Source organism: Mesorhizobium sp. CNPSo 4670 (assembly GCF_057784235.1).
On record NZ_JBWJFQ010000019.1, the window covers coordinates 41,111 to 66,365 of the forward strand.

A 25,255-nucleotide genomic window follows, 5' to 3' on the forward strand; every position below is an offset into this window, starting at 1 on the left:
CCCGCCAAGACCTAAAGGCTGGCCGGCCTTGGTGCAACACGCGAATTTCACGATATGGGCCAAGCACTTCGCTTGTGGCATGTCGTATGTCGCCATATATAGCGGTAGGTTTCTGGCTGTGGACAATTTCCGGTGCTGAAGAAGAATGACATTGGGCCGCAGGCCTATCGCGACGCGATGAGCCATTTTGCCGGCCACGTTCATGTGGTCACCACTGATGGGCCGGCGGGTAAGCGCGGCGCGACGGTGATCGCGGCCTGTTCGGTGTCGGACACGCCGCCGACGATTCTCGTCTGCCTCAACCGCGAAAATCCAAAGAATGAGCCGTTTGTGAAAAACGGCAGATTTGCCCTGAACACGCTGGCTTCGCATCAGGAGCCGCTCTCGATTGGCTTTTCCGGCATCACCGGCCTGCCGGTCGAGGAGCGTTTCGCGCTCGGCGAGTGGGACGTTATTTCGACCGGCGCGCCGACGCTGAAGGGCGCGCTCGCGGTGTTCGACTGCGAGCTGATCGACACCAAGGACCTGGCCACGCATCGTGTGCTTTTTGGCAAGGTGACAGGTCTGCGCATGGGCGATAATTTGCGGCCGCTGATCTATCACGCCCGCGGCTACCATGTTCTGGACAGCGGGGCGGCGGCGTTCACGGAGACAGAATGAACGAGCTGAAACCGCGCGCCGTGCCGCGGACGATCGACGAGACGCTCGATCTGCTGACCGGTGCGGACTATGTGGCCGACCGGTCGCTGGCAACCGTGCTGTTCCTGTCGCTGCGCATGAAACGGCCGCTGTTCCTCGAGGGTGAGGCTGGTGTCGGCAAGACCGAGATCGCCAAGGTGCTGGCGCAAGCGCTTGGCCGCCGGTTGATCCGCTTGCAGTGCTATGAAGGCCTCGATGTCTCGTCTGCCGTCTATGAGTGGAATTACGCCGCCCAGATGATCGAGATCCGCATGGAGGAGGCGGCTGGCAAGGTCAATCGCACCGAAATGGAGCGCAATGTCTTCTCCGAGAAATACCTCATCCGTCGCCCGGTGCTCGATGCGCTGACGGGGAAAGCGGGCGCCGCGCCGGTCTTCCTGATCGATGAGCTCGATCGCACCGACGAGGCTTTCGAGGCGTTCCTGCTCGAAATCCTCTCCGATTTCCAGGTGACGGTGCCTGAACTCGGCACGATCAAGGCGGAAGAACCGCCAATCGTCATCATCACCACCAACCGCACCCGCGAGATCCACGACGCGCTGAAGCGGCGCTGTCTCTATCACTGGGTCGACTATCCCAACGCCGAGCGCGAGCTGGAAATCGTGCGCCGAAAGGTGCCGCAGGCCAACCAACGGCTTTCGGCCGAGGTGGTCTCCTTCATCCAGAAGCTGCGCCAGATCGAGCTGTTCAAGGTGCCGGGCGTCGCCGAGACCATCGACTGGGCCGGCGCGCTGACGGAGCTCGACAAGGTGGCGCTCGATCCGGAAACCGTATCGGACACCATCGGCGTGCTGTTGAAATACCAGGACGACATTGCCCGCATCGAACAGGGCGAAGGCCGGCGCATCCTCAACGAGGTGAAGGCTGAGCTTTCGGCGGCGGAGTAGGCGATGCCGCGCCCCGAGCCGAAAGAGGCGACAGCGGACGGTCGGATTGCCGACAATATCGTCTATTTCGCCCGCACTTTGCGCAAGGCCGGCATGCGGGTCGGACCGGCGTCGGTCAAGGATGCCATCGAGGCGGTGCTCGTCGCCGGCATCGGTTCGCGCGATGATTTCTACTGGACGCTGCAAGCCGTGCTGGTGTCGCGGCACGAGGATCACGCCACTTTCGACGAAGTCTTCCGGCTGTTCTGGAAGTCGCGCGAACTGATTGAGAAGATGCTGGCGATGTTTTCGCCGGTGGCCCCGGACACCAGGGAAAAACAGAAGCCGCGCGCCGCCGAAAACCGCGTCAGCCAGGCGATGCTCGAGGGACATCAGAAGAACCAGCCGACGCAGGAAATCCCCGAAATCGAGGTCGATGCCCGCTTCACCTTCTCCGGCAACGAGGTGCTGCGCGGCAAGGACTTTGCCCAGATGAACGCAGCCGAGATGGCGGATGCCAGGAAGGCGATCGCCCAGTTGCGGCTGCCCTTCGACATGGTGCGGACCCGGCGCTTCAAGGCCGATGCGCATGGCCGCCGCATTGATCCGCGTGCCATGATGCGTTCGGCCGCGCGAACCGGCGGCGAACTGATCCTGCCGAAATTCCGCTCACCGCGCGAGGTTCACCCGCCGCTGGTGGTGCTGGCTGACATTTCCGGCTCGATGAGCCAGTACACGCGCATCTTCCTGCACTTCCTGCATGCGCTGACCGAAAAGCGCCGCCCCGTCCACACTTTCGTCTTCGGCACCCGGCTGACCAACCTGACCCGGCAGATGCGCCATCGCGATCCGGATGCCGCACTGGCCGACTGTTCGGCGGCGGTCAAGGACTGGTCGGGCGGCACGCGCATCGGCGATACGCTGGCCGAATTCAACCGGCTGTGGTCGCGCCGCGTGCTGGGGCAGGGGGCGGTGGTGCTTTTGATCACAGACGGGCTGGAGCGTGACGATGTCGCCGGCCTGTCGGAGGAAATGGAGCGGCTGCACAAATCCTGCCGGCGGCTGATCTGGCTCAACCCGTTGCTGCGCTTCGACGGCTTCCAGGCGCGCGCCCGCGGCGTCAAGGCGATGCTGCCGCATGTCGACGAATTCCGCTCGGTGCACAATCTCGATGCGCTCGCCGACCTCTGTGCCTCGCTGGACAAGAAATCGGCCGCTTCGGTCGATCCGCGCCGCTGGCTGGGCGCTGGTGTCAGGCACGCCGCATAGCCATATGTCTATCCATCGGAAAACAGACTCCCAGAAAAAATTGAAATCACCGCACAGGAGGCCCGATCGATGACGCTCCAAAGCATCAACCCCAAGGATCTGCCAATTCCGCAGACGTACAGCCAGGTCGTCGTTGCGACAGGGAGCAAGTTGGTGTTCATCTCGGGCCAGGAGCCCGAAGACCTACATGGTAAGCTTGTCGGCCGGGGTGATCTTGCGACTCAGGCGCGCCAGGTGTTTGCCAATCTCGGCCGAGCACTTGCCGCCGCCGGTGCGGCGCCTACGCAGGTCACCAGGATCACGATCTATGTCGTCAACTACAATCGCGATGAATGCCTGCCGATCATCGAAAAGGCGCGGATAGGGTTGTTCGGAGATCACAAACCAACTGACGTGGTGCTTGGCGTGGCAAGCCTGTCCCCCGACTACCTCATCGAAGTTGACGCATTCGCGGTGATTGATTGACCATGCGTTTGCCACGCGCCAAGTGGATCACGACAAACCCGCTTGCGCGAACTGGCGGTGCCCAGATCATAAACAGACTCCAAGAGAAGCGATCATGGAAAACAGCATTTATCTCGACGAGGCCCGCGATCCGCTGATCATCGCGGAAGGCTGGATGAAGGACGGCAAGGATGTCGCCATCGCCACGGTGGTCGAGACCTGGGGATCGGCGCCTCGCCCCGTGGGCAGCCATCTGGTCATCGACGCCGACGGCAATTTCCACGGCTCGGTCTCTGGCGGCTGCGTCGAAGGCGCGGTGGTTACCGAAGCGATCGATGTGATCGACACAGGCAAGGCCAGGATGCTCGAGTTCGGTGTTGCCGACGAAACCGCTTGGCAGGTCGGCCTGTCCTGCGGCGGCCGCATCAAGGTCTATGTTGAAAGATTGGGCTGACCTGTATGGACCCGTACGCGCTCAAGATGTTGAACGCCGAACGCCGCGCTCGCCGCGCGGCGATCCTCGTCACCGATCTCGGTGACGGCCGCGACCGTATCGTGCGCGAAGGCGACCAGGTTGCCGGCGATCTCGGCGTTGTTGTCGCCAGGGCGTTTCGATCAGGCAATTCCGGTTCGGTCGAGGCCGAGGGACGGACCTTCTTTCTCAACGCGCATCTGCCGCAGCCGCGGCTGGTTGTCGTCGGCGCTGTGCACATCAGCCAGGCGCTGGCTCCGATGGCCAGGATCGCAGGCTATCCCCTGGAGATCATCGATCCCCGCACCGCCTTTGCCACATCGGACCGCTTTCCCGACGTCACCCTGCATGCCGAATGGCCGGAGGACGTGCTGAAGCGACAGCCGCTCGACAGCTACACGGCGCTTGCCGCTGTCACCCATGATCCGAAGATCGACGATTTTGCGCTGAAGGCAGCGCTCGACGCCAACTGCTTCTATGTCGGCGCGCTTGGCAGCCGCAAAACCCACGCCAAGCGTGCCGAACGCTTGCTGGCGCTTGGCGCGAGCGCCGACCAGATCGCCCGCATTCACGCGCCGATCGGGCTCGACATTGGTGCCGCAAGCCCTGCCGAGATCGCGGTCGCGGTGCTGGCGCAGGTCGTCCATGCCTTCCGCTCGCGCGGTCTGGAAGTGAAAGGCGGGGCAGCGTGAAATTCGGCCCGATTCCGATCGAAGCGGCCGAAGGTGCGGTGCTGGCGCATGCCACCACGGCCGGAGAACGGCGCTTCCGCAAGGCGCACCGGCTGAACGCAGAAGATGTGGCCTTGCTGCGCGGCGCCGGCATTTCCCAGGTCGTTGCGGCCGTGCTGGCCGCCGACGATCTCAGTGAGGACGCCGCCGCGCAGGAAATAGCCGAGAGCATGGCTTTTCGCGGCATCGACGCCCGGCCGGCCGCGACCGGGCGGGTCAATCTCCACGCCGGGTCAGCCGGAATCTTCACCGTCAACGCCGCTGTCATCGACGCCATCAACGCCGTTGATCCCGCCATCACCATCGCCACGCTGGCGCAGCATGCGCCGGTCGAGAAAGGCCAGATGGTCGCGACGGTGAAAATCATTCCTTTCGCGGTCAGCTCTGCGCTGGTCGATGCGGTCACGAAAATCTGCGCCGGCGGGGAAATCTTTGCCGTCAACGCCTATCAGCCGGTGCGTGTCGGCGTCATCCAGACCGTCCTGCCGGGCATCAAGCCGAGCGTGCTCGACAAGACGCTGCGCGTCACCGAAGCGCGGCTGGCGCGCACCGGCGGCAGGCTGACAGCGGAGCGTCGCACCCCGCACGAGATCGCTCCGGTGGCGGAGGCCGCGGCCTTGCTGGCGCGCGATAACGACATGGTGGTGATCTTCGGCGCCTCGGCGATGAGCGATTTCGCCGATGTCATTCCCGCGGCGATCGAGAGGGCGGGTGGTGCTGTTATCCGCGCCGGCATGCCGGTCGATCCCGGCAATCTGCTGGTGCTCGGCACGCTCGGCGGCAAGCGTGTCATCGGTGCACCCGGCTGCGCCCGCAGCCCCAAGGAAAATGGCTTCGACTGGGTGCTGCACCGGTTGATCGCCGGCCTTGACGTGACCGCCAAGGATATCGCCGGCATGGGCGTCGGCGGGCTGTTGATGGAAATCCCGACCCGGCCGCAGCCGCGTGAACCGCTGCGGCCCAAAAACAAGCTCAAGGTTGGCATCGTGCTTCTGGCGGCTGGCCGGTCGAGCCGCATGGGCGGGCCGAACAAGCTCCTGGCGCTGTTCGACGGCAAGCCACTGGTGCGCCGCACCGCCGAGCGCGCGCTCGGCTCGAAGGCTTCGGGCACGATTGTCGTCACAGGCCACCAGCGCGAGCGGGTGCAGGCGGCGTTGGCGGGGCTGCATGTGGCTTTCGCCGACAATCCCGATTTCGCCGACGGACTGTCCACCTCGCTAAAGGCCGGCATTGCCTATCTGCCCGAAGACTCCGCCGGCGTGATGATCGTTCTCGGCGACATGCCGGGCGTCTCGTCTGAAGACCTCGACAGGTTGATCGATGCATTCCGCAAGGCCGGCGGCAATTCGGTGGTGCGCGCCTCGCATGATGGCAAGCGCGGCAACCCGGTGCTTTTGCCGCGCTCGCTGTTTCCGGCGATCGCCCATCTGGAAGGCGACACCGGTGCACGCCATCTGGTCGAGGCCGAAGGGCTCGATGTCGTCGATGTCGAGATCGGCGCAGGGGCGTCCGTCGATGTCGACACCCGCGAAGCGCTGGAAGGCGCCGGCGGCGTTCTGCAGGATTGACAAACCGAAGCTGAAAAACGCATGCCTGCTGGCATGTCTTTCCGCTTCCGATTTTTCTGTGTCTTTGTAACCGCGACGGCCCTGTTGTCGGCGGCCGCGCAAAGTCAGACGCTGTCGCTAAAACCCTTCAAGGACGATCTCTTCGCCTATCCGGCCGTGCTGTCGTCCGACACCAACGGCGCCTACACGGTCCTCGATTACCACGAGCTGCGCGACATCAACCAGCGTGACGAGGTGCCGGAGCGGCGGGTACACGCCCAATACACCGACACCAGCGTGCGCAAGGTGCAGCAGGATCTGCTGCTGAAGACTGATGCCGGCGATGTCAGGCACATTGCCGTCGGCAAGACCGAGGGCGCAGGCATCATCGTGCTTTACCTGCACGGGCAGGGCGGCAGCCGCAAGCAAGGCGTCGACGACTTCACCTTCGGTGGCAATTTCAACCGGCTCAAGAACCTGATGGCCGGCAATGGAGGCCTCTATCTCAGCCCAGACTTTCCGGACTTCGGCGACAAGGGCGCGGCGCAGGTGGCCGCGCTGATCGATCACTATGCCGAACAATCGCCCGGCGCTAAGATCTTCGTCGCCTGTGGCTCGATGGGCGGGTCCTTGTGCTGGAAGCTTGCTGCCCGCAACGACACGGGCCGCCGTATCAACGGGCTGCTGCTGCTTGGCTCGCTATGGGACGAGAGTTTTTTCTCAAGCCCGGCCTTCAGGCGTCATGTCCCGGTCTTCTTCGGCCAGGGCAGCCATGACGTGGTTTTCCCGGTGGAAAAGCAGGAAGCCTTCTTCCGTGCCATCATCGCCAAATCGAAAGCCTATCCATATCCGACCCGCTTCATCCGTTTCGAGACAGGGACCCACGGCACGCCGATCCGCATGACAGACTGGCGCGGCACGCTCAACTGGATGCTGTCGAAGGCGCCTTGATCGCAGCTGCGGGAAGCCGGTCCAACGCTCAGGGCGCGATGTTGTAGTCGACAACAGTCTGCGGATTTTCCTCGCCGTCATAGGATGCGTCGACGTCGAACTGGACCAGCGAGAAACTACCATTGCGGAACAGATAGGTCCCCGAGTCCGATGCATCGCCGACGCCGCGCCACTTGTTGAAAGTGGTGATCGTGTGGGCTTCCTCGTCATAGTCGGAATTGACCGCCCAGCCGGTCGTCTGGAAGCCGACGATGCTCATGCCGAGCAATTTGCCGTCGCTGTCATTGTTCTCGTAGCGGATATCCATCTTGGGTTCGGCGAACTGCAACTGCTGCACGCCCGACACCTCGTCGGTGATGTAGTAGATCGAGCTTTCATTGTAGGCAGCGGCCGAGCAGGAAAAGTGGAACAGCCGCGTTTCCTTGTCGGGATCGCTGGGCGCCGCATCCTTGTCCTTGTATTTGATCGAAAAAACGGTGGGTTCATCGGCCAGGAACTGCTTGTCGCACTGGTCGCCATAGGTCGCCAGGAAGGCCTTCTTGGCCTGCTCCAGTGCCGTGTCCTTCTTCGGTGGTGGCGGCCCGTCGCCGCAACTTGGCGGCAGAGCCTCCTCGAAATCGGCGGTGGAGGGTTTCAGCGCGCCTTTTTCGATGTGAATGGGATCGAAGGGCGGCGCCGCCTGGATCTGGGCATTGACCTGGCGCAGCGTATAGCAGCCGGCAAAGACCTTTTCGCCGCCGGTCTTGTCGGTGGCGCGAATGGCGACAGGGACGTTGTAGAAAATGCTGCCGGCAGCGCCTTCGTCTGAAATTGCACCGGTCTCGACGTCGACCTTGTCGGTGCCGTCATAGCCCTTGACGAAACTGTCGAAATCCTTTGCTGGCTTTGTATCGCCGAAATAACCCCAGGCGCGAGCGAATTCATGCCGGTTGATGGCGCTGTAAAGTGAGCGGACGACGGCGTCGGCGCTCGATCGATCGTCGACATACGGCGCTTCGGGTGTATCGTCGGCGGCCAGTGCCGTCTGGCCTGCTGTAGCAAGGGAGAGAAAGGCAGTCGCTGCGAAAAGGGCGCGTCTCATCGGGAATCTCCGCTCGATGGGGAGATTCTACTATGGCGATTGCGGCAACGTGGTGACGTGGCGCTGGTGGTGCTTGAAGAATCGTGCCTGAAGGCGCTACGTCCATCCGCCGGCGTTCCGGCCGGACAAGGAGATTTGACGTGACGATATCGATGTATGAGGCCTCCGTGCCTGTGTTTTCGGAGAGGCTGAAGGCCCTTTCCACCATACTGGCGGCAGCCGAACAGAATGCGCTTGAGCGCAAGATCGACCCGCAGGTGTTTCTGACCTCCAGGCTGGCGCCCGACATGTTTGCGCTGACCAGGCAGGTGCAGATCGCCACCGACCATGCCAAGGGCGCGCCGTCGCGGCTCGCCGGTCGCGAAGTGCCGAGTTACGAGGACAACGAGGCGAGTTTTGCCGATATCCAGGCGCGCATCACGAAGACGCTGGACCTGCTGGCGACATTTTCAGCCGCCGAGTTCGACGGTTCGGACGACAAGGTGATCGAGTTGAAGCTTGGCGGGCGCGAACGCTCGATGCCTGGGCTGCAGTATCTGCTGCATGTGGCCATGCCCAACTTCTATTTCCACCTCACCACCGCTTATGACATCCTTCGCCACAATGGCGTGCCATTGGGCAAGGCGACGTTCCTCGGCGCGCGCTGAGGACTTGAGGTTTTCGAGATGTCCTGGACCGGTCCGGGACATCTCGCGGCGTATATGTCTAGCGAATGGACATTTCGCGGGCGATGCGCGGGAAGTCAGCGGGCTTGATGCCGATGTCAGCGCGGTCGGCATTGCTCATTGAATGAAGCAGCGCGAGCGCCGAGCGATATCTCAGATGTTCCTGCGGCCGCGGCCGGGCGAACATTTCAGTGAAGAAACCCATGATTCAGGCTCCTGGTTGATTCCTCCACGGCTCCCAATATAGGTGAATCGTGACAATTGTGCAGTGCAGCATTTGCATGCCTGCCATGTCCTGGTGATTGTTCCGAGCATAGTTTTGCGAGCGGGTGAAACTTTTCCCCGATGCGCACCGTACGCTGAACGCCGGCACATGGTCGGCTTTTCCTCGCCATTCCTGGCGAATTCCGGACTGCATGAAAATGCAGTCCGGCTTTTTGTCTTGGGATGGCAGATGCCCGCCGCGAGGTCCCGGCAACGGCTAAATTCGTTAACATCGGTGGCATGCATTTTTAACGAGCCGGTTCTATGGTCTGAAGCTTGGATAGTCGAGCAAGGGGGAGGTTGACATCGCTACTGGCGCCAAGCGGGATTTCGCTTCGTTGCTCGACGACCTCTTCGTCGCTTCAGACAAGCTCGACGGGATCGAGGGCGAAGAGTCCGGCGCTCGTCCATCCATCCCGTTCGACTATCTCTCGGTGGCCGATGAACTCCATTCCGGCCGCATCAAGGTTTCGGGCAGCAGCTTTTCAACCGAATATCGCGAGGCCGGCGCCGATCTGGCGACCGAATTCGCCGCCTTGCTCGAGCATGCCAAACTGGCTCTCGCCGGCGAAGAGTTGAAGCCGGAGGAAAGGCTGCCGCCGATCGATCCGGAATCCATTGCCGTCGAACTTGGTCTCAATCAGCCCAAGCAGGTCGCCGATTTTGGCCGCATGCGCCGCAGCTTCGCCTTCGCCAACCATCCGGACCGTGTCGCTCCGCATCTGCGCCAGCGCGCCATGATCCGCATGCAGGTGGCCAATATGCTGATCGACGAGGCCAAGCGCCGCGCGCTTGCCGGCGCTCGCCGCTAAACGCCGCTGGTTCACCCAAAAGTCAGCCTGGCGAGGCTTGGAGAGCGCCTCTGCTTTCCCTATAGATGCGGCTTCCTTCCCACGCCCTCACGCGAGCTTTCCCTCCGGAGCAGAATTCCATGCACAAACGCCGTCTCGGTCGGACCGATCTTCTTGTTACCCAGATCTGCCTCGGCACCATGACCTGGGGCCAGCAGAACACCGAGGCCGATGGGCACGCCCAGATGGACCTAGCTTTTTCGCGCGGCGTCAATTTCATCGACACCGCCGAGCTCTACCCGATCCCGCCCAAGGCGGAGACGCAAGGGCGGACCGAGAAGATCATCGGCAGCTGGTTGAAGGCCAACGGCAACCGCGACAAGGTGATCCTGGCCTCCAAAGTCGTTGGTCGCACCGCCAACGGCTGGTTCCGCGGCGACAGGCCGTCGCAACTGGTGCGCGCCGATATCTTTGATGCCATCGACAAATCGCTGACCAAGCTCGGCACCGACTATCTCGACCTCTACCAGATCCACTGGCCGGAACGGGACATTCCCTGGGGCGCCAACCCGACGCGCGTCGGCGCCGTACCGCGCCGCGCCGATTCTGCCGGCGCACCAACTGACGAAACGCCGATCGCCGAGACACTCGCCGTGTTCGACGAATTGGTGAAGGTCGGCAAGATCCGCCATTTCGGACTGTCGAACGAAAGTTCGTGGGGCGTGATGCGGTTCCTGGCGGAGGCTGACAAAGGCATCGGTCCCCGCGTCGCGTCGATCCAGAACGCCTACAATCTCGTCAACCGCACCTTCGAGGTGAACCTTGCCGAGGTCTGCGAGCGCGAACATGTGTCGCTGCTTCCCTATTCGCCACTGGCGCAGGGCTACCTGACCGGCAAATATGACCATGGCGCCCGCCCTCAGGGGTCGCGCACGCAGCTCTTCAACCGCGGCCAGCGCTACGAGACACCCAACGCCGCCGAGGCACAGCTCGAATACAATGAGCTGGCGCGTTCCTTCGGTCTGGAACCGGCGCTGTTTGCCAATGCCTATGTCTCGAGCCGTCCCTTCGTTACCTCGAACATCGTCGGCGCGACCACCCTTGCGCAGCTCGACATGGCCTTGTCCTCGGTCGATGTCGTCTGGACAGAAGAGATGCAGAAGGCGGTGGACGCGATCCATCAGCGCGTCGGCAATCCCTGTCCTTGATCGGCTCCGGGGTGGAATTGTCCAGGGATGACAGAGGGGTGGAGACAATGGTGGATTTTCCGATCGAGGCCGTGCGTGGAAGGTTTCCGGCCCTCTCCCTGACCGACAAGGGGCGGCGGCGCATCTATCTCGACAACCCCGCCGGCACGCAGGTGCCACAGGCAGTCGCGGACGCCGTGTCGCGCTGCCTTTTGACCACCAACGCCAACCTTGGCGGCTATTTCGAAACGACGGTCGCAGCGCAGGCCGTCGTCGACGAGGCGCATCAGGCGATGGCCGATTTCCTCGGTGCGGCGAGCCCTGAAGAAATCATCATCGGCGCCAACATGACGACGCTGACCTATCACATGTCGCGCACCCTCGGCCGCACGATGAAGCCCGGCGACGAGATCATCCTCACCCGCATGGACCATGAGGGCAATGTCTCGCCCTGGTTGCAACTGGCCGAGGACCTTGGCCTGGTGGTGCGCTGGCTGCCGTTCGACGAAACGAGCTGGCAGGTCGAAGAGGCGACGCTGGCTGGCCTGCTTTCGCAGAAGACCCGGCTGGTCGCGCTGAACTACGCCAGCAACCTGACCGGCTCGATCAACCGGGTGAAGGCGTTGACCGCCATCGCCAGGAATGCCGGCGCCCTGGTCTATGTCGACGCCGTGCAGTTTGCGCCGCATGGCCTGATCGACGTCCGGAATCTCGGTTGCGATTTCCTGATCTGCTCGGCCTACAAATTCTTCGGTCCGCATATGGGCATTTTGTGGGGCCGGCGCGATGTCATCGATGGCCTGAAACCCTACAAATGCCGCTGTTCTTCGGATGGCCTGCCGGAGCGGTTCGAACTCGGCACGCCGCAGATCGAACTGATGGCGGGCCTTACGGCCGCGGTCGACTATCTCTCAGGACTGGGTGCTGCAGCGGGCGAGGGTGGGTCGCGAAGGCAGAAGATCGCCAAGGCGTTCGAGGTGTCGATCGCCTACGAAAACCCGTTGGCGCAAAGGCTGATCGACGGCCTGTCATACATTTCAGGCCTGACCATCCATGGCATCACCGATCCGAAGCGGCTCGCCGAGCGCGTGCCGACGGTGTCCTTCACCGTCGACGGCATCGTGCCGGAGACGATCGTTCGGCAGATGAACGCCGAAAACATCTTCCTTTGGTCCGGCCACAACTACGCCTGGGAGATCGTCCACCAGCTCGGCATTCCGGCCGAGCATGGCGTCGTGCGCATCGGTATCGCGCATTACAACACGGCAGCCGAAATCGACGAGACGCTGGAGAGTGTGCACCGGGTCATCGCCATGCTCAGGCAGCAGCGATCTTGACGCCAGCTTGAAATCACGACTTCTTGCCACCGAAACCGGTGAGGAAGGCCGTCAAATTGTCGCCGAGTTCGTCGCAGAGATATCCGCCTTCCTGGACGATGACGGTCGGCAGGCCGAGCTTGGCGATGGCCTCGCCAATGCGTGAGAAGCCCGGTGTCGTCACCGAAAGCCCGCCGAACGGATCGCCCTCGAACGCGTCGAGGCCGAGCGCCACGACCAGCGAGTCTGGCGAAAAGGCGCGGATACGCTGGAACGCCACCGCAAGCGCTTCGAGAAACGCCGCATCGGCGGATTTGCGCGGCAGCGGCAGGTTGAAATTGTAGCCAAGGCCCGGGCCTTCGCCGCGTTCGTCGGCATGGCCCCAGAAGAACGGATAAAAGCGCACGGGATCGGCATGCAGCGACACGGTGAGCACATCCGGCCGCGCATAGAAAATGCCTTGCGTGCCATTGCCGTGGTGCAGGTCGACATCGAGGATCGCCACGCGCGCAGCCTGCTTGCGCAGAACCTGAGCTGCAACGGCCGAATTGTTGATGAAGCAAAAACCGCCGGCGACGTCGGCAAAGGCATGGTGGCCGGGCGGGCGGCACAGCGCATAGGCGGCCGGCGCGCCTGATGTCACGGCTTCGGCGGCATCGACCGCACTCCACGCGCTCCACAGCGCGCTCTGCCATGTCTCGCTTGAGATCGGACAAGCGGTGTCGGCCATGTGATAGCCGGCCTGGCCGACTGCCGAGGCCGGATAGCTGCCTGACCGCGCGATCGGGTGGATGTTGGGGATGACTTCGGCCGAAGCGCCCTCGATGCGTTGCCAGCGCTCGAAAATGTTCTCGAGGAAGTCCAGATATTCCGGCGTGTGCACCGCCGCGACGGGGCCGAGCCCGTGATTGCGCGGTCGCTCGATCGCGCAGCCGGCAGAGATGGCGCCGGCTAACAATCGTTCGACCCGTTCAGGCGTCTCAGGATTGGGCTTCGCGGCACCGCTCGAAAGGAAGGCCTTGGGGTCGTGGCGCTTCTGTTCCTCGGCATAGAAGGCTTTCATTCCTGCTCCCCATTCTGCGGCGCGTCGGCAAAGGCAAAAAAGGCATCGCCGATGATTTTCTGCGTCTGCTCGTAGCTCGACCAGGCGATGCCCAGCCTTTCATAAAATGCCTTGGCGCCCTCATTGTCCGTGTCGACGGACAACCGCAGATAGACGCCGCCTTCTTTCCGGCACTGTGCCGCGACGTGCCGCAGCAGCAACTCGCCGATCTTGCGGCCACGAAACCGGTCCTCGACATAGAGGTCCTGCACATAGACGCCAGGCCGCCCCATCCAGGTCGAAAAGATCGGGAAATGCAGGCACAGGCCGGCGAATTCGCCACCCACTTCGGCAATAAGGGTGGAAAAGGCAGGCTTTTCGCCAAAGCCGTAGGTTCTGATGTCGTCTGCGGTCGAGATGATCTCCTCCGGCGCACCGATGTGCGTCCCGAGTTTCAGGATCGCCGCGTGAATGGTTTCGACATCGTCGATCCGGCCGGGGCGGATAACGGTGTCGGTGGTCCTGGTTTGGGTTTTCTCTGGCATTGGTCAGGCCGCGGCGCCGGCCGAGCCCGGTCCGGTCAGAAGGTCATCAAGCTCGTCAATGCCGTCTTCCGAAAAGACGCGGATGCCGTTCGCTTCCAGCAGCGCGGTGGTCGTGCCCTGGCCAGCCACCCGGGTACTCCTGAAACTCCCGTCATAGATGAAACTGCTGCCGCAGGAAGGGCTGCCGTCGGTAAGAACCGCATACCGGCACCCTGTTTCTCTGGCGAGATCAAGTGCAAGCTGCCCGGCTTCGAGATAGAGTGCGGTCACATCGCTTCCTGTCTGCTCGACCACTCGGCCTTGGCCGTGAAGCACTGCGCGGCCGTCGCCCGTGCCTCGAATTTCCGCCGGAGGACGTGGCGTCGAGAAGCCTGCGGTGACCTCCGGGCAGATCTGCACGATCCGTCCTTCTGCCTGCCATCGCGCAAGAGTGGGATGGTCGTTGAGCCGGAACGAGCCGTTGTAGCGAACCTTGCTGCCGAGCAAGCAGGCTGAGACGAGAACCTTTTCCATGCCAGCTCCTCCCTTTGCCACTCGAGCTCCAGTACCCCCCTAGAACGCCACCCGGTCGCCACCCTTGAGCGCCAGCATGTCGCGCGCTTCGGTGGGTGTGGCAACTTCCAGCGACAGCCCATCGAGAATGCCACGGATACGGCGCACGTGATCGGCATTGGACTTCGCCAGTTGGCGGCCGTCATAAAGGCTGTCCTCCAGTCCGACACGAACATTGCCGCCCATCGCCGCGGCGATCGAGATCAGCGCCATCTGGTTGCGGCCGGCGGCCAGCACCGAGAACTGATAGCTGTCGCCGAACAGCTTGTCGGCGATCCGCTTCATGTGGACAAGGTTGTCCGGGTCGGCGCCGATGCCGCCCAGTATGCCCAGCACGAACTGGATGAACAGCGGTCCCGACACCAGCCGGCGGTCGCGGAAATGTGCCAGCGAATAGAGGTGACCGACATCGTAGCACTCGAATTCGAATCGCGTGCCGCAGCCCTTGCCCAGCCGCTCAAGCACGCTCTCCATGTCGGCGAAGGTGTTCTTGAAGATGGTGTCGCGCGTGGCTTCCAAGAGCTTCGGCTCCCACTCGTGCTGCCACTCCCTCGGCTTGTCGAGCATCGGAAACAGCGCGAAGTTCATCGAGCCCATGTTGAGCGAGCACATTTCGGGTTCGGCCCGCAGTGGCGCTGCCAGCCGCTGGTCCAGCGTCATCAGCGACGAGCCGCCGGTGGTGATGTTGATCACCGCATCGGTCGCCTGCTTGATGCGCGGCAGGAACCGCATGTACACGTCCGGATCGGCGGTTGGCCGTCCATCCCTGGGATCGCGGGCGTGCAGATGCAGGATCGAGGCACCGGCTTCGGCGGCCGCGATCGCGTCGGTGGCGATCTGGTCCGGCGTCACCGGCAGATAGGGCGACATCGACGGCGTGTGCACCGAGCCGGTGATGGCGCAGGTGATGATGACTTTTCGCGGCGCCATTTTTGTCCCTCAGCCTTCAACCGGCAGGTCGAGTTCGGCGGCCAGCGCCTGCAGCGAGTCGCCAAGGACCGCGATGATCTCACCGATCTGATCGCTGGTCACAATAAGCGGCGGGCAGACCATGAAATTGTCGCTCACCGGCCCGCCACGCACGCGCCGCGAATAGATGATCAATCCGCGCTCGAACGCCAGATCGATGAGCCTCAAATTGGCGTTGAGGCCCTGCGGCAACGGCTCCTTGGCCAGCGGATCCGCGTAAATTTCGGCTCCCATGAACAGCCCCTTGCCCCGCACGTCGGCAATGAAAGGAAAGCGCCGAGTCAGGGCCTCGAGTTCACCCCTCAGCAACTCGCCCATGACGGCTGAATTCTCGACCAGGCCAAGGCGGTCGACCTCTCCAAGCACCGCAACGCCCGCTGCACAAGCGACGGGGTTGCCGCCATATGTGTGGCCATGCAGGAAGCCACCAGTCTCAACAACCGGCCCGACGATCCTCTGTGTCGCGGCAAGTGCGCCAAGCGGGGCATAGCCAGATGAAAGACCTTTCGACAGCGCGACGATATCCGGCCGGCAGGACCAATGGTCGCCACCCAGGAATTTTCCGGTGCGTCCGATGCCGGTCATTACTTCGTCGTGGATCAATAGGATGCCGTAGCGGTCGCAGATTTCGCGGATACGCGGAAAATAGCTATCGGGCGGGACCAGCGCTGCAGTCGCGGCACCACCGATCGGCTCCATGACGAAGGCGAGCACGCTTTCCGGGCCCTCCTCCAGGATCTTTTCCTCCAGCATATCGGCGTAGCGGATGCCCCGCTGTTCCATCGACAGATTGTCGTGATCGCGATGAACAAACGGGGCCGGCACCAATGGCATTGGCCGACCGATCGCGTCGAAGGTCTTGGTGAGTATGTCGTCGCCAGTGACGGCAAGCGTGCCGATCGTCACGCCGTGATAGGAGGGCATACGTCCGATGATTTTCCAGCGTTTGTCCTGACCTGTTGCTACCGCCCATTGCCGCGCAAGCTTGAGGCAGGCCTCGATCGCCTCAGAGCCGCCCGATACGAAATAGATGCGGTTGAGGCCGTTCGGCAGCCGATCGGCCAGCCCCTGTGCGAGCTCGATGGCCTGTTCGTTCTCAAATTGGAAGATGTAGGCGAAGCTGACGCGATCCAGCTGCCGCTTCATCGCGTCGATGACGTTGCGGTTACCATGACCTACATTGACGTTAACCGCGCCGCTCGATCCGTCGATGTAGCGGCGGCCGCTTTTGTCCCATAGGTAGATGCCATCGGCGCGGTCCACTATTGGTCGTTGCAGCCGGGTGAAATGGAAAAGGTTCGGTCGGCGGTCGGTTTCAACGGACTGCACAGCGATCATTCAACCCCTCTTATTTTCGGCCGAGATAGCGGTCGATTACATTCTTGGTGACGCGTTCGACCATCGGGTCCCGTCTTAGCAGGCCGGCGACCCATTCGCAGCTTCCGGCGTGGAACACCTCGCCCTTGCCGCGCGGGAAATTGACGATCATGCCGTTGCCGCGTTTGACCTTTTCCAGATTGGCGTCGCTCGCCTCGCCGAACAGCGTCTCGGCGGTGAAGCGGCCATCCTCGTCGGTAAGGAACTGGTCCTCTATCGGGATATCGGCGCTTTCCTCGACCTGGGATGCCATGCCGACGGCGAGAACCTGCAACCCGTCCGGCGCACCGCTGGTCGCGGTGGGGTAGGGCAGGCCGCCGCGAATTTCGAAGTCGAGCCCATCGACCTCATAGCCATAGACGTGGCTGTCGGCGCCGAGCAGGTCGCCATAATAGATGCCTGTGCCGGCAAAGGCCCAGTGCTCGGGCCGGTAGACCGGAAAGCCGCGTACGCCGCGCGGCGCGCAGCCGCCCCAGCCGGCATAGACGCCGCGCGTCGCGTTGAGCCCGAAGGTCGCTGAACCCGGCCGGCCGATTTCCGGCGCTTCCCAGGAATTGGTGGCGCGGGTCACGTCGCCGCCGTGGAGATAGGCGGGGTCTTCGGCACGCGCGCGGTATTTGTAGCAGACCTGCCGGCGGCCTTCGTCCTCCAGCCGCGTCTGCCACATGAAATTGCCGGCAAAGCGCGCCGCATGGCCGCCGCGCTCGACATAGGCGTCGACGGCGTCGCGCATCTCCCAGGTCCAGTATTCGTCATGGCCGACGAAGACGGCGCAGTCATACCCATCGAGAATTTCCGGCGAGAAATGCAAATCGTGCTGGCTGGCAAGGTCGACGCCATAGCCGGCCCGTTCGGCAAAGCGGAAGAAATGGCTGTCGTAGCTCGCCCAGCCGGACGAGGCGTATTTCTTCGAATGGCCGGTGGCGAGCGCCCATTCCATATGCGGATAGCGCGGCACCGTCTTTGGCGGCACCGCCACCTCCAGCGGCACGCGCGGCGCATCTTTCGGCAGCACGACGAAACCACGGCACCACGGGCGTTGCGTCGACACGATGGGCGAATACTGGTTGCGGTCCGGCCCGGTGATGCCCTGATAGTGGTTGGAGCCGCCCCAGGTGTTGTAGGCGAGCCATGTGCCCGTCGCCGCCACGTGCAGCACGCGGCCGGGCTTCTTGCCAGGCTGCGGGCTGACGATGAAGAGATGATGGCAACGGATCGGCTTGCCGTCGCGGCCGTCCGCTTCAAGCCTCACGCGATAGGCGCCGGACGGCCAGTCTGCCCCGACGTGGAATTCAAACGAGGCTTCCCAGCCGCAGCCCTCGGTCGAGCATTGGTCGGGACTGTCCTGCCAGCTCGCCGCGATACCCGATTTCTCGAAAACCTTGGTCTCGGTGCCGCCGTCGCGAACGATCGCCATGTTGAATGCCGGAGCCGTCGAACTGACATGCAACGCCACCGTCTCGCCGGCGCGATAGGAAAACCGGTCGCTGTAGCACCATATCTCGCCGCGCTCGCCATCCATGCCCGGCCACTCATAATAGTGGCCGCGTACCGCGTGGCGGCGCTGCTCCGGCGTCAGTCCGAAATCGGGGAATTCGGTCGGAAGGTTGATCATGAAGCCCTGAAGTGTCAAAGGCGCCATTTCGGCGATCTGGCGGTCGAGCGTCAAATGGAAACCATCGGGCCAGCATTCGTTAGCCGCGCCCTTGGCCCCTGTGGCCAAAAAGACTATCTCCACAGGGGCGGCGTTTTCCGCCACCGGAGGCGGCATGCTCAGAATCCAGAAGGTCAAGGTCGACGACATCTACGTGCCGGCGGCGCGCAAGAAGACGTTGCATCCCGAGACCGTCCGGCATCTGGCCGAGGACATCCTGGAGAACGGCATGAAAACACCGATCCAGGTCCGCCATGACGGCAAGCGCCATATCCTGGTCGAAGGCCTGCATCGGCTGGAAGCGGCCAAATGGCTCGGCGAGACCGAGATCGACGCCTATCTGGTGCAAGCCAAGCGCCACTGACGCTCCCTTTCGTTCCTGATCTCTGTTCGCCGGACGCATTCTCCAGAATTTTTCCCTGGTCGGAATTTTTGCTGGCCCAAATTTTTCGCGGGCGATGTCGACTTGCACGTCATCCGTTCGTCCTAGGGACGGAAGCCAGATCAAACCATGCAAGGACCCCATCATGACCACCAAGCTCGACATTGCTCCCGCCAATGACCGCGAACTGGTTTTGGCCCGCATCATCGATGCGCCGCGCGAGAACGTCTATCGCTGCTGGACAGACCCGAAACTGGTGACGCAGTGGTTCTCGCCAAAGCCGTGGACGACGCCCCGCGCCGAGATGGATGTGCGCACCGGCGGCCCGAGCCTCGTCGTCATGGCCGATCCCGACGGCAACGAATTCCCCAACCCCGGCGTTTTCCTCGAAGTCGTTCCCGGCAAGAAGATCGTCTTTACCGACGCCTACACAAAGGCATGGGAGCCGTCGGAAAAGCCGTTCATGACCGTCGTGCTGACGTTCGAGGACGAGGGCAGTGGCAAGACCCGCTACATTGCACGGGTCAGGCACTGGAGTGCCGCCGACCGCGAGCAGCACGAGAAAATGGGCTTCCACGACGGCTGGGGCCAGTGCACCGACCAGCTCGAAGATCTCGCCAGGACGCTTTGATACCGGCAGGACGAGAGGAGATCGATATGTCCAAAACCTTGCTATTCGACATTCTTGCTTCGGCTGCAGCGTTTCTTGCTTCGCCGGGCGCCACCAATGCAGAGGAGGCAAAACCTGCCATGACGACCGCAACGAACGCACTACCGAAGCCGGAAAAGTCCGGACTGCTGCCGATCAACGGCCTGAACTACTATTACGCGGTCTACGGCAAAGGCGAGCCGCTGCTTCTGCTGCACGGCGGTCTTGGCACCACTGACATGTTTGCGCCGATCCTGCCCAAGCTTGCCGAGAACCGCACCATCATCGGCGTCGACCTGCAAGGCCATGGCCGCACGGCACTCGGCGATCGGCCATTCACCCTGGAGGCGATCGGTGACGACATGGCTGATATCGTCAAGGCGCTCGGCTACGACAAGGTTGATGTCATGGGGTATTCGCTGGGCGGCGGCGTCGCCTTCCGCATGGCGGTCCAGCATCCTGAAACGGTGCGCCGCCTTGTGCTGGTTTCGACCGGCTATGCCGCGGACGGTTTCTACGGCGAGATGCGCGGCCAGCAGGCGCAAGTCAGCGCGGCGGCGGCCGTGTTCTTGAAGGACACGCCCATGTACAAATCCTACGTCGCGGTGGCGCCGCATCCCGAGGACTTCCCGAAGCTCCTCGACACGCTGGGCAACTTCATGCGTCAGAACTACGATTACTCTGCGGACGTCGCCAAGCTGAAGATGCCGGTCATGCTGGCCTATGGCGACAGCGACATGTACAGGCCCGAGCACGAGATCAAGTTCTACCAGATGCTCGGCGGCGGGCTGAAGGACGCCGGCTGGATGCGCGAGAACCTGTCGCAGAACCGCCTGGCGATCCTGCCCAACCGCACCCATTACGACGTCTTCTTCGCCCCCGAACTGACCGCTGCCGCACTGCCGTTTCTCAACGGCGAGACGAAGGTGAAGACCTGGGACGAGGTCGTCAGCGAAACGGAATAACCCCCTATCGTTCCCACCGGCCGTCTCGATCGAGGCGGCCGGTGGTTTTGTTTATGAGGCTTTGGCGCGGCGCGGCTGCCTGAGATGCTTGATGCCGCTCATCTCAACGAAATTCGTCGCCGACTCCCAGAGGTAGTCGCCATACAGGAACGGCTCGAAGGGCCCAGCACCCTTCAATGGCAAAGGCGCGATCTCCGCGTCGACGCGTGGCTCGTAGAAGAACGGGATCGAGAAGCGCGCCGTCTTCGGTGCGATCACCCGGTGTCGCGTCGCGCGGACGCGTTCGCCGGTCCAGCGCTCCAGCAACTGGCCAAAATTGACCGCCAGCGTGCCGTTGGCCGGCGGCACGTCGATCCATTCGCCGGCGAGGTTCTTTGCCTGCAAGCCCTCGACGCCGTCCTGCGCCAGCAAAGTGACGAAGCCTGAATCGGCATGCTCGCGGCCGATGATGGTGCGGGTCTCACCCTTGTGCACCACCGAAAACTCCGGTCCGCTGGTATCGACGCCGGCATTGGCGTCACGCAGGGGGTAACGGATCAGCCGCAGCGTCGAGATACCGCCTTCGAAATAGGCATCGAAGATTGTTTCCGGCATGCCAAGCCCGCGGGCGATCGACCGCATCAGCGCGTTGCCCACCGTCTCCATCGTGCGGTAGTAGTCGGCTGCCGCCGCGCGCCAGCCGGGCAGGGCCTCTTCGGCCGGCAGGGGCGTCGGCTCGCACAACGGATCGTCGGAAACCGAGGCATCGGCCGCGTCGACAAGACCCGGATTGGCAAGGTCCGGACCCATGTCGATGCCTTCCTTGTAGGAAACGGCTGCCGGCTGCAGCGGGAACCAGCCGCGATAGACGTTCCTTTTGCTGCGGTCGAAATTCCAGCGCAGCAATTTCTGCTTCTCCGTATCGGGAAGCGCGAAGATGCGCAGCAATTTTGCCCTTCTTTCCGGCGTCAGCCGGTCATCGCCGGGAAAGTCGCGGATGGCCATGAAGCCGATCCCCGAAGCTGCGGCCATGATCCTGGCGTCGGTACGGTCACGGGCGGGCGCGGGCGGCCCGAACAGATCCGCAATGCCGATGGTTTCGATGTCCGGTGTCATGGCTTCAGGTCCACTGCATCACGATAATCGATGGCGTTGTATCAAAGCTTTTCAATTGACCCAATCGGGTTGGCCATTACCCTGCCGCTTGTTCTCTCAAGGATCCGAGCGATGGCAAGATACCAAGGCGGATGCCTGTGCAAGGCGGTGCGCTATCACACCGAGGCAGCACCCATCAACGAACGCGTCTGCCACTGCCGGCTATGCCAGAAGGTGATTGGCGCCGCCTTCAACGCACGCGTGCTGTTTCGCATCGATGAAGTGACGATCGAGGGGCCGCTGGCGACGGTGAACACCTCGCCGGATCTCAAACGCGGCTTTTGCCCAAGCTGCGGCACGACGATGTTCTCCCGGCGCGATTCCGCCGGCATCATCGGCATCACCACCGGTTCGCTCGACGATCCCACGGCCTTCAAGCCGCAGATGCATATTTTCACGGCCTCGAAGCAGCCCTGGGTGATGCTCGACGATGGCCTGCCGCAGTATGAAGGCGCACCGCCGCCAGGCTAAAGCGTATCAGCCGGGTCCCCGCGCAGCGTCCCGGCGTTCGCCGGCCTTTCATCGTGCCACTGGCACGATGAATTCGCTTGCGCGAACCGGCTGCTCACCATGACCAAAATTTAATCGAAAGAGACACGAGATAGCCGGCAAAGCGTCATTGGCGGGCCATCATTGTCTCCCTATTTATGGGGCGCGGGTACGGCATTCGAGGAGACGACGGATGAACGACAGCATCAGCACCCTGGACGAGCTTTTGAGCGATCCGATGGTCCTGCTTGTGATGGAGCGCGATCGTGTGCGCCCCGAACAGGTGCGCATGCTGCTCGAACGGGTTCGCCGGACCGCCGTCGACGAGCCTGTGGTGCCGCCGGCCCATATGGTGGCCAAAAGCTGTTTCCAGCAATGGCTGCTTACTTAGGTACGGTCAGTTGGAGCTGGCCGGCAAATAGCTGTAATGGCTGCGGAAATAGGCGATTCTGAAGCCCAGGCGCGCATAGTTGCGATAGGCCGGGCCGTCGCGTTCGTCGTGCGGCGCCTCGATGTCGACGACGAACAATTTGGCGCCGGCCGCAATCCCGTCGCGCACCAGCGCTTCCCCAAGCACCGCGTCGAGATCGAAGCTCGGCGCCATGATGCCGGGCACCGGCGCGTCGATGCCGCTCCAGGCCGCGCCGTCGGGCCCGATGAACAGCGAGCGCACCGCCACCACCGCGCCGTCCCGCTTGGCCATGTAGTGATGCCAGCCGTTCCGGTCGACCAGAGCCATCAGCCAAGGCGAAGTGGGCAGCCGGTAGCGGCTGTCGATGAAGCCGGCCCATTCGCTTGCCGATGCCTTTGTTACACGTTCGACTGAAATCCCGTCAGCCATGAAGAGCGGCTCTGATGACAGCGGTTCCGCCTCGCGATAAATCCGTTCCCAGCCGCCCTGGCGCTGCAGGCCGCGCGCCTCGAGCCAGCATCTGAGGCGCGATGGTTCAGTGTGCGGATTGACATAGAACCAGGGCCGCGAAATGCCGGCGGCGCGGTAATGCGCCAGCAGCGCGTCGAGCTGGCTTTCGGTGGCCGGACTGTCGACGCCGAAATTCTTCACGCAGTTGAAATGGATGAACGGGATCGTCGTGCAGGTGGTCCAGGCGAGGCCGTCTTCCTCCGCTATCGAAAGGCCGTGACTTGCGGCGAAATCGGCAGGCGCGGCGGCATAGAGGTCTAGCCAGGCACTCACCTCGGCGTGCTCGATAATACGGCTGAGGTCGTGCGAGACGTCCTCGATCGCGATGCCAGGCGGGTACGGTTCGGACAGGGGCTGCAATTCTGACAGGGCGGTCTGCATGGCTCTCCTCCGTCATTTGCCTTACAGTGTAAGATTAGCGAATTTTAATATAACCGCATGGCTTGTCAAGCGGCGCCTTACAAATCCGTAAATTGGAATCCGGGGATCGCCAGACTATGGCTCGGCGGGGATCGCCCCTCACGATTGTTCGACAGAAAGGCTCGATATGGCAGACATCTGCACCCAAGGCGTCGACACCGGCTTTGTCGGCCTGGGATTCGCCAAGGTGGCGTTCCTCGGCCTGGTGCAAGGCATCACCGAATTGCTGCCAATTTCCTCGACCGCCCATATGCGCATCGTGCCGGCTGTGCTCGGCTGGCAGGATCCGGGTTCTGCCTTCTCCGCCGCCATGCAACTTGCAGCCTTGGCCGCGGTGGTCAGCTATTTCTGGAGCGATGTCAGGGATATCGTGTTTGGTTCGCTCGATGCCCTGACACGACGCGATTTCGCCGACCGGCATTTCCGGCTGGCACTGTGGATCGTGCTGGCGACGATCCCGATCGTCATCGCCGGCGTGGCGTTGTCGGGCGTGCTCAACGCCTGCAATTCGCCGCTGCGCAGCCTGTCGGTGATCGGCTGGGCTTGCGTCGCCATGGCGGTCCTTCTGGCGCTGGCCGAGATTTTTGCCCGTCACCGGCGCACTGTCACCGAGGCATCGCTGGCCGATGCGCTGCTCGTCGGCGTCGCCCAGATCGGCGCGCTGATTCCAGGTGTGTCGCGCTCGGGCTCGACCCTGACGGCAGCGCTCGGACTCGGCTTCAAGCGGGCCGAAGCGGCGCGGTTCTCGTTCCTGCTCGGGCTGCCTGCGATTGCGCTCGCCGGCCTCAAGGAGCTTTGGGAACTGCACAAGGTCCATCTCGACGCGCATGGCTGGTCGGTTCTCATCGTCGGGCTGGTCGTTGCCTCGATTTCAGCCTTCTTCGCGATATGGGGGCTGATGCGCGTGCTGGAGCGTTTTTCGGCCTGGCCGTTCGTCATCTATCGCGGTGTGCTCGGTGTCGTCCTGCTGCTGGGCGTGGCGATGGGATGGCTTGCTTGAGGCGTGCCCGTCCACAGTATCGCTTGAAACAGGCTATATCCGTACCGGACCATCAAACTGGATTCCGGTACGCGCATGGATTTGTTGACCCTTCTGCAATCGATGCCCTTGCTGCTGGTGCTGGCCAAGGGCGTGCTGCCGTCGGTGGCGGCACTCGGCATGGGATTTGGCCAATGGGTCGCTTCACTGCCGCCATGTCGTGACTTCACCTTTGAGGCGACCAGCTATCTCGTTTGCGAGGTCGACCCGAAACGGTATTCGATCGAGCTGTTCTGGAAAGATCCGGCGGGCAAGCCGTTTCAGTCGCTGCACAATCTCAATGCCTCGGAGCAGGCGGCCGGGCGCACCATGCTGTTTGCCATCAATGCCGGAATGTATCACCCGGACCTCGATCCGGTCGGCCTGTATGTCGAGCGCGGCAACGAAATGGCATCGGTGAAGACGGGATCGGGAAGCGGCAATTTTTCCCTTCAGCCGAACGGCATTTTCTACATGAGCAACGGCAAGGCCACGGTCCGCGCCACCAGGGACTTCCTGAAAAAGCGACCGCCGCTCGACTATGCGACGCAATCCGGGCCGATGCTGGTGATCGAAGGCAAGCTGCATCCGAAATTCCAGGCCGACAGCACCTCGCGCAAGACCCGCGACGGTGTCGGCGTGCGGAAGGACGGCGTCGCCGTCTTTGCCATTTCCAACGGGACGGTGACCTTCCATGCCTTCGCCCGTCTTTTTCGCGACGCGCTCGGCTGTGACAACGCGCTTTTCCTCGACGGCACGATATCGAGCCTGTTCGCGCCGGCCATCGGCCGCAACGACGACTACTGGAATCTCGGGCCGATGATCGGCGTCTTCAGGAAATCCTAGCGGCTTTG

General features: G+C 62.7%; 29 protein-coding genes. 19 read left to right on the forward strand and 10 right to left on the reverse strand.

Annotation, left to right across the window (positions count from 1 at the left end; all coding sequences use genetic code 11):
• Nucleotides 1-132 precede the first annotated feature (132 nt).
• From AC0ZT5_RS26595 to AC0ZT5_RS26630, 8 genes are all read left to right on the forward strand, one after another.
• Entirely contained in the window at nucleotides 133-660 is a 528-nt protein-coding gene (locus tag AC0ZT5_RS26595) for a flavin reductase (protein ID WP_184870738.1), read from the forward strand.
• Nucleotides 657-1,586 (forward strand): AAA family ATPase, encoded by a 930-nt coding sequence (locus tag AC0ZT5_RS26600; RefSeq protein ID WP_488498854.1) that lies wholly within the window; start codon nucleotides 657-659, stop codon nucleotides 1,584-1,586. Before AC0ZT5_RS26595 ends, AC0ZT5_RS26600 begins: the two co-directional genes overlap by 4 nt.
• A 3-nt stretch (nucleotides 1,587-1,589) precedes the next feature.
• Nucleotides 1,590-2,834: a vWA domain-containing protein gene (locus AC0ZT5_RS26605; RefSeq protein WP_488498855.1), complete on the forward strand. Its 1,245-nt coding sequence runs from the start codon at nucleotides 1,590-1,592 to the stop codon at nucleotides 2,832-2,834.
• 69 nt (nucleotides 2,835-2,903) lie between these two features.
• A complete protein-coding gene (locus AC0ZT5_RS26610; RefSeq protein ID WP_488498856.1) occupies nucleotides 2,904-3,299 on the forward strand; it encodes a RidA family protein in 396 nt (131 codons plus the stop codon).
• A 94-nt stretch (nucleotides 3,300-3,393) separates the two neighbouring features.
• A complete protein-coding gene (locus AC0ZT5_RS26615; RefSeq protein WP_095085542.1) occupies nucleotides 3,394-3,732 on the forward strand; it encodes an XdhC family protein in 339 nt (112 codons plus the stop codon).
• A gap of 5 nt (nucleotides 3,733-3,737) precedes the next feature.
• Nucleotides 3,738-4,442 carry an XdhC family protein gene (locus AC0ZT5_RS26620; protein ID WP_488498857.1) on the forward strand — a complete coding sequence of 235 codons (705 nt, stop codon included), beginning with the start codon at nucleotides 3,738-3,740 and terminating at the stop codon, nucleotides 4,440-4,442.
• Nucleotides 4,439-6,049: an NTP transferase domain-containing protein gene (locus AC0ZT5_RS26625; RefSeq protein ID WP_488498858.1), complete on the forward strand. Its 1,611-nt coding sequence runs from the start codon at nucleotides 4,439-4,441 to the stop codon at nucleotides 6,047-6,049. The genes AC0ZT5_RS26620 and AC0ZT5_RS26625 overlap by 4 nt, the downstream gene beginning before the upstream one ends.
• Before the next feature lie 33 nt (nucleotides 6,050-6,082).
• Nucleotides 6,083-6,979, forward strand: coding sequence for an alpha/beta hydrolase family protein (locus AC0ZT5_RS26630; protein WP_488498934.1), 897 nt, complete (start codon nucleotides 6,083-6,085; stop codon nucleotides 6,977-6,979).
• A gap of 28 nt (nucleotides 6,980-7,007) precedes the next feature.
• On the opposite strand, the gene AC0ZT5_RS26635 is transcribed toward AC0ZT5_RS26630, so the two are convergent.
• The gene (locus tag AC0ZT5_RS26635) at nucleotides 7,008-8,060 is read right to left on the reverse strand and encodes a DUF1176 domain-containing protein (protein WP_488498859.1); all 1,053 of its coding nucleotides are present in this window, start codon (nucleotides 8,058-8,060) and stop codon (nucleotides 7,008-7,010) included.
• A gap of 140 nt (nucleotides 8,061-8,200) precedes the next feature.
• On the opposite strand from AC0ZT5_RS26635, the gene AC0ZT5_RS26640 reads away from it, so the two are divergent.
• Complete coding sequence (locus tag AC0ZT5_RS26640; RefSeq protein ID WP_477287783.1) at nucleotides 8,201-8,707, forward strand: DUF1993 domain-containing protein; 507 nt, start codon at nucleotides 8,201-8,203, stop codon at nucleotides 8,705-8,707.
• A gap of 58 nt (nucleotides 8,708-8,765) precedes the next feature.
• Here AC0ZT5_RS26640 and AC0ZT5_RS26645 read toward each other — a convergent pair whose 3' ends face one another.
• A complete protein-coding gene (locus AC0ZT5_RS26645; RefSeq protein WP_023810361.1) occupies nucleotides 8,766-8,930 on the reverse strand; it encodes a hypothetical protein in 165 nt (54 codons plus the stop codon).
• A gap of 397 nt (nucleotides 8,931-9,327) precedes the next feature.
• Between AC0ZT5_RS26645 and AC0ZT5_RS26650 the strand changes: the two genes are divergently transcribed.
• From AC0ZT5_RS26650 to AC0ZT5_RS26660, 3 genes are all read left to right on the forward strand, one after another.
• On the forward strand, nucleotides 9,328-9,801 hold the full coding sequence (locus AC0ZT5_RS26650) for a hypothetical protein (RefSeq protein WP_488498860.1): 474 nt from the start codon (nucleotides 9,328-9,330) through the stop codon (nucleotides 9,799-9,801).
• A gap of 119 nt (nucleotides 9,802-9,920) precedes the next feature.
• Entirely contained in the window at nucleotides 9,921-10,988 is a 1,068-nt protein-coding gene (locus tag AC0ZT5_RS26655; RefSeq protein ID WP_488498861.1) for an aldo/keto reductase, read from the forward strand.
• Between the two features lie 47 nt (nucleotides 10,989-11,035).
• Entirely contained in the window at nucleotides 11,036-12,304 is a 1,269-nt protein-coding gene (locus AC0ZT5_RS26660) for a cysteine desulfurase-like protein (RefSeq protein ID WP_488498862.1), read from the forward strand.
• Between the two features lie 13 nt (nucleotides 12,305-12,317).
• Here AC0ZT5_RS26660 and AC0ZT5_RS26665 read toward each other — a convergent pair whose 3' ends face one another.
• The 6 genes from AC0ZT5_RS26665 to AC0ZT5_RS26690 are packed head-to-tail and all read right to left on the reverse strand — an operon-like array spanning nucleotide 12,318 to nucleotide 18,383.
• On the reverse strand, nucleotides 12,318-13,346 hold the full coding sequence (locus AC0ZT5_RS26665; protein WP_488498863.1) for a histone deacetylase family protein: 1,029 nt from the start codon (nucleotides 13,344-13,346) through the stop codon (nucleotides 12,318-12,320).
• Nucleotides 13,343-13,870 (reverse strand): GNAT family N-acetyltransferase, encoded by a 528-nt coding sequence (locus AC0ZT5_RS26670; RefSeq protein WP_488498864.1) that lies wholly within the window; start codon nucleotides 13,868-13,870, stop codon nucleotides 13,343-13,345. Before AC0ZT5_RS26670 ends, AC0ZT5_RS26665 begins: the two co-directional genes overlap by 4 nt.
• 3 nt (nucleotides 13,871-13,873) lie before the next feature.
• Nucleotides 13,874-14,383, reverse strand: coding sequence for a 2-thiouracil desulfurase family protein (locus AC0ZT5_RS26675; protein ID WP_488498865.1), 510 nt, complete (start codon nucleotides 14,381-14,383; stop codon nucleotides 13,874-13,876).
• Between the two features lie 39 nt (nucleotides 14,384-14,422).
• Nucleotides 14,423-15,352 carry a 3,5-dioxohexanoate:acetyl-CoA acetone transferase gene (kce, locus tag AC0ZT5_RS26680; protein WP_488498866.1) on the reverse strand — a complete coding sequence of 310 codons (930 nt, stop codon included), beginning with the start codon at nucleotides 15,350-15,352 and terminating at the stop codon, nucleotides 14,423-14,425.
• A gap of 9 nt (nucleotides 15,353-15,361) precedes the next feature.
• On the reverse strand, nucleotides 15,362-16,729 hold the full coding sequence (locus tag AC0ZT5_RS26685) for an aminotransferase family protein (RefSeq protein ID WP_488498867.1): 1,368 nt from the start codon (nucleotides 16,727-16,729) through the stop codon (nucleotides 15,362-15,364).
• 10 nt (nucleotides 16,730-16,739) lie between these two features.
• Nucleotides 16,740-18,383: a N,N-dimethylformamidase beta subunit family domain-containing protein gene (locus tag AC0ZT5_RS26690; RefSeq protein WP_488498935.1), complete on the reverse strand. Its 1,644-nt coding sequence runs from the start codon at nucleotides 18,381-18,383 to the stop codon at nucleotides 16,740-16,742.
• Between the two features lie 154 nt (nucleotides 18,384-18,537).
• Between AC0ZT5_RS26690 and AC0ZT5_RS26695 the strand changes: the two genes are divergently transcribed.
• From AC0ZT5_RS26695 to AC0ZT5_RS26705, 3 genes are all read left to right on the forward strand, one after another.
• Nucleotides 18,538-18,786 carry a ParB N-terminal domain-containing protein gene (locus AC0ZT5_RS26695; protein ID WP_477394891.1) on the forward strand — a complete coding sequence of 83 codons (249 nt, stop codon included), beginning with the start codon at nucleotides 18,538-18,540 and terminating at the stop codon, nucleotides 18,784-18,786.
• A gap of 163 nt (nucleotides 18,787-18,949) precedes the next feature.
• A complete protein-coding gene (locus tag AC0ZT5_RS26700) occupies nucleotides 18,950-19,435 on the forward strand; it encodes an SRPBCC family protein (protein ID WP_488498868.1) in 486 nt (161 codons plus the stop codon).
• 26 nt (nucleotides 19,436-19,461) lie between these two features.
• Nucleotides 19,462-20,418, forward strand: a complete 957-nt coding sequence (locus AC0ZT5_RS26705; protein WP_488498869.1) for an alpha/beta fold hydrolase — start codon at nucleotides 19,462-19,464, stop codon at nucleotides 20,416-20,418.
• A 51-nt stretch (nucleotides 20,419-20,469) separates the two neighbouring features.
• Here the strand turns inward: AC0ZT5_RS26705 and AC0ZT5_RS26710 are convergent, their stop codons facing one another.
• Nucleotides 20,470-21,513 (reverse strand): isopenicillin N synthase family dioxygenase, encoded by a 1,044-nt coding sequence (locus AC0ZT5_RS26710; protein ID WP_488498870.1) that lies wholly within the window; start codon nucleotides 21,511-21,513, stop codon nucleotides 20,470-20,472.
• 111 nt (nucleotides 21,514-21,624) lie between these two features.
• On the opposite strand from AC0ZT5_RS26710, the gene AC0ZT5_RS26715 reads away from it, so the two are divergent.
• Both AC0ZT5_RS26715 and AC0ZT5_RS26720 read left to right on the forward strand, forming a co-directional pair.
• On the forward strand, nucleotides 21,625-22,023 hold the full coding sequence (locus tag AC0ZT5_RS26715; RefSeq protein ID WP_488498871.1) for a GFA family protein: 399 nt from the start codon (nucleotides 21,625-21,627) through the stop codon (nucleotides 22,021-22,023).
• A gap of 211 nt (nucleotides 22,024-22,234) precedes the next feature.
• The gene (locus tag AC0ZT5_RS26720; RefSeq protein ID WP_488498872.1) at nucleotides 22,235-22,432 is read left to right on the forward strand and encodes a hypothetical protein; all 198 of its coding nucleotides are present in this window, start codon (nucleotides 22,235-22,237) and stop codon (nucleotides 22,430-22,432) included.
• Nucleotides 22,433-22,438: 6 nt separating this feature from the next.
• Here AC0ZT5_RS26720 and AC0ZT5_RS26725 read toward each other — a convergent pair whose 3' ends face one another.
• Entirely contained in the window at nucleotides 22,439-23,344 is a 906-nt protein-coding gene (locus tag AC0ZT5_RS26725) for a hypothetical protein (RefSeq protein WP_488498873.1), read from the reverse strand.
• Nucleotides 23,345-23,510: 166 nt separating this feature from the next.
• Here AC0ZT5_RS26725 and AC0ZT5_RS26730 point away from each other — a divergent pair, with 166 nt between their 5' ends.
• Nucleotides 23,511-24,383: an undecaprenyl-diphosphate phosphatase gene (locus AC0ZT5_RS26730; protein ID WP_488498874.1), complete on the forward strand. Its 873-nt coding sequence runs from the start codon at nucleotides 23,511-23,513 to the stop codon at nucleotides 24,381-24,383.
• A 75-nt stretch (nucleotides 24,384-24,458) separates the two neighbouring features.
• On the forward strand, nucleotides 24,459-25,247 hold the full coding sequence (locus tag AC0ZT5_RS26735) for a phosphodiester glycosidase family protein (RefSeq protein WP_488498875.1): 789 nt from the start codon (nucleotides 24,459-24,461) through the stop codon (nucleotides 25,245-25,247).
• Nucleotides 25,248-25,255 lie beyond the last annotated feature (8 nt).